7 protein-coding genes and 2 pseudogenes are annotated in these 6,397 nt (G+C 64.8%); 7 read left to right on the top strand and 2 right to left on the bottom strand.

The annotated features are described in order from the left end of the window. The first annotated feature begins 139 nt into the window (after nt 1-139). Complete coding sequence (gene greB / locus QZ609_RS06090) at nt 140-703, top strand: transcription elongation factor GreB (RefSeq protein WP_295492265.1); 564 nt, start codon at nt 140-142, stop codon at nt 701-703. Between the two features lie 9 nt (nt 704-712). On the opposite strand, the gene QZ609_RS06085 is transcribed toward greB, so the two are convergent. After that, complete coding sequence (locus QZ609_RS06085; protein ID WP_295492263.1) at nt 713-1,546, bottom strand: DMT family transporter; 834 nt, start codon at nt 1,544-1,546, stop codon at nt 713-715. Between the two features lie 141 nt (nt 1,547-1,687). Here QZ609_RS06085 and gcvA point away from each other — a divergent pair, with 141 nt between their 5' ends. From gcvA to QZ609_RS06070, 3 genes are all read left to right on the top strand, one after another. Further along, nucleotides 1,688-2,623 carry a transcriptional regulator GcvA gene (gcvA, locus tag QZ609_RS06080; RefSeq protein WP_295492261.1) on the top strand — a complete coding sequence of 312 codons (936 nt, stop codon included), beginning with the start codon at nt 1,688-1,690 and terminating at the stop codon, nt 2,621-2,623. A gap of 65 nt (nt 2,624-2,688) precedes the next feature. Beyond that, nucleotides 2,689-3,114: a YXWGXW repeat-containing protein gene (locus tag QZ609_RS06075; protein WP_295492259.1), complete on the top strand. Its 426-nt coding sequence runs from the start codon at nt 2,689-2,691 to the stop codon at nt 3,112-3,114. Between the two features lie 104 nt (nt 3,115-3,218). Next, entirely contained in the window at nt 3,219-3,530 is a 312-nt protein-coding gene (locus tag QZ609_RS06070) for a hypothetical protein (protein ID WP_295492257.1), read from the top strand. Nucleotides 3,531-3,539: 9 nt separating this feature from the next. Here QZ609_RS06070 and QZ609_RS06065 read toward each other — a convergent pair whose 3' ends face one another. Beyond that, nucleotides 3,540-4,586 carry a PHB depolymerase family esterase gene (locus QZ609_RS06065; RefSeq protein WP_295492256.1) on the bottom strand — a complete coding sequence of 349 codons (1,047 nt, stop codon included), beginning with the start codon at nt 4,584-4,586 and terminating at the stop codon, nt 3,540-3,542. Between the two features lie 295 nt (nt 4,587-4,881). Here QZ609_RS06065 and lysM point away from each other — a divergent pair, with 295 nt between their 5' ends. The 3 genes and pseudogenes from lysM to QZ609_RS06050 form a co-directional block, all read left to right on the top strand. Continuing rightward, nucleotides 4,882-5,373: a peptidoglycan-binding protein LysM gene (lysM, locus tag QZ609_RS06060; protein ID WP_295492254.1), complete on the top strand. Its 492-nt coding sequence runs from the start codon at nt 4,882-4,884 to the stop codon at nt 5,371-5,373. A gap of 206 nt (nt 5,374-5,579) precedes the next feature. After that, nucleotides 5,580-5,759: pseudogene (locus QZ609_RS06055) on the top strand (site-specific integrase); the annotation flags it as partial. A gap of 34 nt (nt 5,760-5,793) precedes the next feature. After that, nucleotides 5,794-6,381, top strand: a pseudogene (locus tag QZ609_RS06050) (methyl-accepting chemotaxis protein); the annotation flags it as partial. Nucleotides 6,382-6,397 lie beyond the last annotated feature (16 nt).

Genomic DNA, 6,397 nt, shown 5'->3' with positions numbered 1-6,397 from the left:
CTCTATCCAACTGAGCTACAGCCGCAACCGAGAAATGAGATTATACAGAGATTTTCGATCTTGTGAACCCCCGTCTTCACTTTTTCTTCGGGGCGGGGACCTTTCTATAATGGAGTCCTGACTCCACGTTGCTCGCACCATGAACAAGGCTTTCGTCCGGGAAGACGCCGGCGATGACGAAGACGATCTGCCCAAGGGCGCCGCGCCCTTGCCGGCGGGCTCCAAGAACTACATCACGCCAGTCGGCTACGAGCGCTTGCGCACCGAGCTGATGCACCTGATCGATACCGAGCGGCCCGAAGTGGTCGGCATCGTGTCGTGGGCCGCATCGAACGGCGACCGCTCCGAGAATGGCGACTACCTCTACGGCAAGAAGCGCCTGCGCGAGATCGACCGCCGCATCCGCTTCCTCACGCGCCGCATCGAGAAGGCGGAAGTGGTCGACGCCAGCCTGCAGGGCGACAACGACCAGATCTTCTTCGGTGCCACCGTCACCTATGCCAACGAGAACGGTGACGAGACCACCATCACCATCGTCGGCATGGACGAGGTGGACCTGGACAAGGGCCACGTGAGCTGGATCTCGCCGATTGCGCGTGCGTTGATCAAAGCGCGCGAGGGCGATACGGTGGCGCTGCGCACGCCGACGGGCGTGGAGCAGATCGACATCCTGTCGGTCATCTATCCGCCGCGCGCCATGTAGCTGCGGCACTCAGGCCGGATGCCCGAGGCAGTAGGCGCCGAAGGCGATCACCGAGCAGGCCGACAGGCGCTTCAGCGTCAACGATTCCTTCAGGAACAGCCGGCCGAGCAGCGCGGCAAACACCACCGACGTCTCGCGCAGGGCCGACACCGGCCCCATCGGCGCGAGCGTCACGGCCCAGATGACGATGCCGTAGGCGACCAGCGAGACCACGCCGCCGCCGAAGGTCTTGAGCGTATCGGCATCGCGCACGTCGATGTTGAGCGGGCCTTTCCACGCGCGATAGAGCAGCACCATCGGCAGACCGTCGAGCATGAACAGCCACGCCGAATACGCATTCGCATTGCCGGCCAACCGCGCGCCGATGCCGTCGCACACCGTGTAGCACGCGATGAACACGCCGGTGGCCAGCGCTGAGAGCGTCGAGCCCAGGTCGGCGCGTCGGCCGCGTGCCAGGCTGAGGATGCCGGCGCTCACCAGCACCACGCCCGTGAGCGCGATTGCGCCGGGCGTCTCGCCCGCGAACAGCGCGGCGCCCACCGTCACCAGCAGTGGCGAGGAGCCACGCGCGATCGGGTACACCTGCCCGAACTCTCCGAACCGATAGGCTCGCGTCAGGAACACGTTGTAGCCGACGTGCAAGGCGGCAGACAGTGCCACGTACGGCCAGGCGGCGGGGGCGGGCAGCGGCAGGGCAATCGCCATCGGCACAGCGGCGATGCCCGAGGCCAGCGTCATTAGCGTGATGGCGCGTAATCGGTCGGAGCCGCTTTTCAGCAGCGCATTCCACGAGGCGTGCAGCACGGCGGCAAAGAGGACGAGGGCGATGACGGCGGGGGTCACGATGGGCGGGTCCGGAGATCGGGTCGATTTTTCTCACCCGATGCGTTGTGACGGCGAGCGAGAAGGCGACAGCGTATCGCCACAGATTGTGATCAACAATCGATATATACTGACCTGACCTGTGCAAAAAACTCACGCGATATGCGCAAGCTTCCGCCGCTCAATGCCCTGCGTGCCTTCGAATCGGCGGCACGCCACCTCAGCTTCACGCGCGCCGGTGAGGAGCTGAGCGTTACGCATGGCGCGGTCAGCCGGCAGGTCCAGGCATTGGAGGCGTGGCTGGGCGTGACCCTGTTCCGGCGGCTGAACCGGCGCGTGGAATTGACCGACGCCGGCCAACGCTACCTGTCGGAGATCGGCGTGGCGCTGGACCGCATCAGCACGGCCAGCCAATCGCTGCGCGATCGCGATGCGGCGCGCATCCTGCGCGTGAACAGCATCCCGACCTTCACGATGCGGTGGCTGATCCCGCGCCTGTCGACGTTCCAGATGCGGTTTCCACGCGTAGAGGTTCGGCTGACGACTTCGACGGAAGAGATCGAACGCCTGCCGGACAACTTCGACGTGATCATTCGCGGTGGCCCGGAGATCCATGCGGGCTTTCATTCCGGGCGCTTCCTGGATGAGAGCCGCTTTCCGGTGTGCAGTCCGGCGCTGCTCGAGCGCGTACCGTTGTCGGCACCGTCGGACTTGCATCATCACACGCTGCTGCACACGGACACGCTGCCCTCGGTCTGGCCAAGCTGGCTCGTGTTGGCAGGCGTGCCGAATTTGCGGCCGGCGCATGCGCTCACGTTCGAGCATTTCTACCTGTCGATCCAGGCGGCCATCGATGGGCTGGGCGTGGCGATGGGGCCGTCCGCGCTCATCGCCGAAGATTTGGGCGAGGGACGTCTCGTCGCGCCGTTTCCGGATCTGCCGCTGGTCGCGCGCAGCTACTACTGGTATTGCCCCGCGCGCAATCTCGGCGATGAGGTGGTGCAGGCGTTTTGTGCATGGCTCGAGGAGGCTCGCACGCTGCGTCACGCAAACGTGAACACATCTTCGCAGCCCGGTAACGAAGGTAACGCTGCGTAACACCCTAGAGTCATCGCCAGGGCGTGGTGCTACGATCCAATCAACCTAGTCGAACGGAGAACCTTATGAAGAAGCGTGCATGGGTGCTCGCGGCATGCCTGTTGACGACGGGCGTCGCGTCCGTTGCGTTGCCTGCGCAGGCCCAAGTGTCAATCGGCGTGCAGATCGGACCGACCATGGCGCCGCCGCCGCCGCAGTACGAGGCCGTGCCCGTGATGCCGTCGGGCTATGTGTGGACGCCGGGCTATTGGCAATGGCGCGAGGGAGGCTATGCGTGGCGTCCCGGCTATCGCGTCCACGAACGCCCGGGCTACCACTGGCGCGAACCGCGCTGGGAGCAAGGCCCGCGCGGCTGGGTGATGATTGACGGCGGCTGGGACCGCGGCGACGACCGCCACTGGCGCCATCGCGATCGTGATGACGACGATCGTGATTACGATCGCGGCCGCTACCACTGCCCGCCCGGCCACGCCAAGAAGGGCGAATGCTGATACGGTGACAATAGGCCGGCCATGCGCCGGCCTTTGTTTTTTTCGAGCGCGTTTGCAATGCCGCCACGATCCGTGTGAGGGAAAGCGCCGGCGAAGGAGGCTACATGGGAGTGGAAGCGAACTGGCGCACCGAGCTGTACCAGGACTTCGACGTGTATGTGCTGGCGATCCCGCGCGCGGAACGCGCGGCAGGCAAGGGCAAGGCCAAGCCGGCCCCGGCGCAGTGGGATTTCGTCGTGCGCGTGTGCGAGTCGGGTGCGGACCCGACGGCGGTCGAGACGCTGGTTGCCCACTCGCACGACGAGCATCCCTTGCCCTCGCGTGAGGACGCTGAAGACGCCGGCTTTGCGCGCGGCTATGGCCTCGTCGATGGACTGCTCGGCCGTGGCTCGGGCCAGAAGGCGATCGATCTGTAGTGCGCAGGCTTAGGCGGCGAGCGCGGTAGCACGTGCGTGCCGCCGCGCGAACTGCCACCACAGCCAGGTGGCATCGGGGCCCGGTGCGTGGAATGCATAGCGCGGATCACCGCCGCTCCAGGCGTGGCCCGTGGCGGTGAATTGGCAGGTGGCGAGCAGGCAATCGCCGTCGCGCGAGTCGCTGCGCAGCACATAGCCATCGCCGCGCTGGGTTTCGCGCTGCACGTCGGCAGCGTCGCGCAGATGGTTGAGCGCGCGGAACTGCGTCGCCAGTTGCGCCTGGTTGGCCGGGTTGACGGCGTCATCGCGCAGGCCATGCAGCAGCAACGTCGGCATGCCGGGGTAAGCGTCGATATCCACGACGGTGGCGAGCGCTTCGAGCGGATCGACGCGCGCGCCGCGCCGCATCAGGTTCAGCGCCGAGGCCGGCGTGCGCGCCACGCCCAGCACCGGCCCGGAGTGCAGGGCCAGCGCGGCAAACAACTGCGGGTGGCGCAACGCCATCAACCCTGCCAGTCCGGCGCCGGCGGAAATGCCGGCGAGATAGACCCGCGTCGGGTCAGCGCCGGTGTCGCTCAACGTTTGCTCCACCAGGCGCGCAATGCCGTCGGCCTCGTGCTCGCCAGCGTGTTCGGGGTCGTACCAGTGCCAGCAGCATTGCGGATGCGCGCGGCGCGGCTGCTCCGGATACAGCACGAGAAAGCCTTCCCGATCGGCCAGCGCGTTCGTGCGCGTGCCGTGCGCCAGCACCTCCGCGGACTGCTTGCAGCCGTGCAGCATCACCATCAACGCAGGCGGCTTGCTGCCTCTGGTGGGCGGGGTGTAGAGCCAGTATTCCGGGCGCCGTGCAACGACCGCAGGTGACTCGGGCTCGTAGATGAACTGTTCTCGCACGAAGGTGCCGGCGGTGGGCGTCGGCACGGCGGGCACGCGTGCGCGGTGGGTACTGTCACGGCGCGCGATGGGTTTGGGCGGCTTGACCGGCTTGGGTGGCCAGGACTGGCGGCCGAACCCCGGTGCGGTCAAGGCATCGACCCACCGGGAGATGGACTTCATCCACGTACGGTTCATGGCGGTGGCGGATGGCGCGGGCGGGTGCGGCGGTGTTCGCGCCCCCAGGCACATCGCGGGTTTCAACTGTGGACCATTGTGCCAGCGATCCCGCCGCGCCACAGCATGCCGGGCAATCGCAGCGTCGCATGTGAGACGGGCGGGGCGCAAAGTTTGCATTTGCCCCGTGCCTGTCATGGAGAGACCGTGGTCGAGCGACTACACTGCGGCGACGGGCGCGCCCCGGCTGTCCCGCGCCCGATGCAGTCCCGTTCCCCGTTGTGTACTTATGGAGGTCGTTATGGGTTTTTTTGACTTCATCAAAGAGGCTGGCGAGAAGCTGTTCCACGGCAGCGCCGCCGCCGCTCCGGCCGATACATCCGCTGACGCAGGTGCTGCAGATGCCGAGGCAGCCAACCAGGCCAAGGGCCAGGCCATCGAGCAATACATCGCCCAGCAAGGCCTTTCCGCCACCGCGCTGTCGGTGCAGGTGGATGGCGATGCAGCCAAGGTGTTCGGCGTGGCGCCGGACCAGCCCACGCGCGAGAAGATCATCCTGTGCTGCGGCAACGTCGAGGGCATCCAGTCGGTCGACGACCAGATGTCGGTCAACACCGAGTCGGAAGAGTCGCAGTGGCACACGGTGGAACGCGGCGACACGCTGTCGGCCATCGCCAAGAAGTTCTACGACGATGCCAACAAGTACCCGGTGATCTTCGAGGCCAACAAGCCGATGCTGTCGGACCCGAACAAGATCTATCCGGGGCAGAAGCTACGGATTCCGGCGGCCTGATCGGCTCAGGAAGTTCAAGGCGCCCAAAGCAAAAAGCCCAGTCGATGAAGACTGGGCTTTTTGGTGTTCTGGTGCCGCTGACCGGAATCGAACTGATGACCTTCGCATTACGAATCGGAAGGCCTCTGGCTAAATCAAAAGGATATTTGACGGATAAACACCTTTTTGGGACAATTTTGGGACAGTGCCTCCCAGGCAACAATCTGATGGCAACGTTTACCAAGCGCGGGGACCTTCAGTGGCAGGCCAAGATTCGGAGGAAGGGCTACCCCGATCAGTCCAAGACATTTTCAACTCGAGCCGACGCAGAAAAATGGGCGAGATCAGTTGAACTTGAAATGGACCGGGGGAGGTTCGTCAGTAGCTCGGAAGCGGAGAGAACGACGTTCCGTGACCCTCGGCGTGACTTCTATCCTTTGCTGGATGCTGATCCGCTCGATTACTCGGCCGCTTGAGAAAGCGCTCAAGGTTGCGGAGACAGTGGCTGCTGGGGATCTGACCTCCCTCATTGACGTGACGGGCAGCGATGAAACTAGCCAACTGCTGGCTGCGCTCAAACGTATGAACGATAGCTTGCAGCGCGCTGTGCAGGAAAAGTCGATCATCCGCATGCTGCGCGCCTCTTGGCTTTCAGGTCGATCCCTCGCGGCTGTACGAAGGGCTGAGCAGGGCCGAGGTTTCGCGGTAGTCGCGAGTGAGGTACGCGCGCTTGCGCAGCGGTCTTCAAGCGCCGCCAAGGAGATCAAGGAGTTGATTGGCACTTCGGTTGCCCGCGTCACCACAGGAACCGAACTCGTTGATCAGGCTGGGCACACGATGAAAGAGATTGGTGATGCCGTGGCGCGTGTCACCGACATCATGGGCGAGATCGCAGCGGCGTCCGAGGAGCAGAGCAAAGGGATCGAGCAAGTGGGGCATGCCATCTCGCAGATGGATAGCGTGACTCAACAGAATGCCGCGCTGGTTGAGCAGGCTGCGGCAGCTGCCCAGTCGCTGCGAGATCAAGCGGTCCACCTCGATGTGG

Origin of the sequence: uncultured Ralstonia sp. (assembly GCA_913056305.1) — a bacterium.
In the GTDB taxonomy this organism is placed as follows: domain Bacteria; phylum Pseudomonadota; class Gammaproteobacteria; order Burkholderiales; family Burkholderiaceae; genus Ralstonia.
Note: the sequence above shows the minus strand (reverse complement) of the source record. Positions and strands in the feature narration are given on the sequence as shown.

What these genes read in the sequence shown, in the direction of transcription:
- lysM (WP_295492254.1), top strand. Translation starts at nt 4,882, where the DNA reads ATGGGTTTTTTTGACTTCATCAAAGAGGCTGGCGAGAAGCTGTTCCAC.
- gcvA (WP_295492261.1), top strand. Translation starts at nt 1,688, where the DNA reads ATGCGCAAGCTTCCGCCGCTCAATGCCCTGCGTGCCTTCGAATCGGCG.
- QZ609_RS06065 (WP_295492256.1), bottom strand. Translation starts at nt 4,586, where the DNA reads ATGAAGTCCATCTCCCGGTGGGTCGATGCCTTGACCGCACCGGGGTTC.
- QZ609_RS06075 (WP_295492259.1), top strand. Translation starts at nt 2,689, where the DNA reads ATGAAGAAGCGTGCATGGGTGCTCGCGGCATGCCTGTTGACGACGGGC.
- greB (WP_295492265.1), top strand. Translation starts at nt 140, where the DNA reads ATGAACAAGGCTTTCGTCCGGGAAGACGCCGGCGATGACGAAGACGAT.
- QZ609_RS06070 (WP_295492257.1), top strand. Translation starts at nt 3,219, where the DNA reads ATGGGAGTGGAAGCGAACTGGCGCACCGAGCTGTACCAGGACTTCGAC.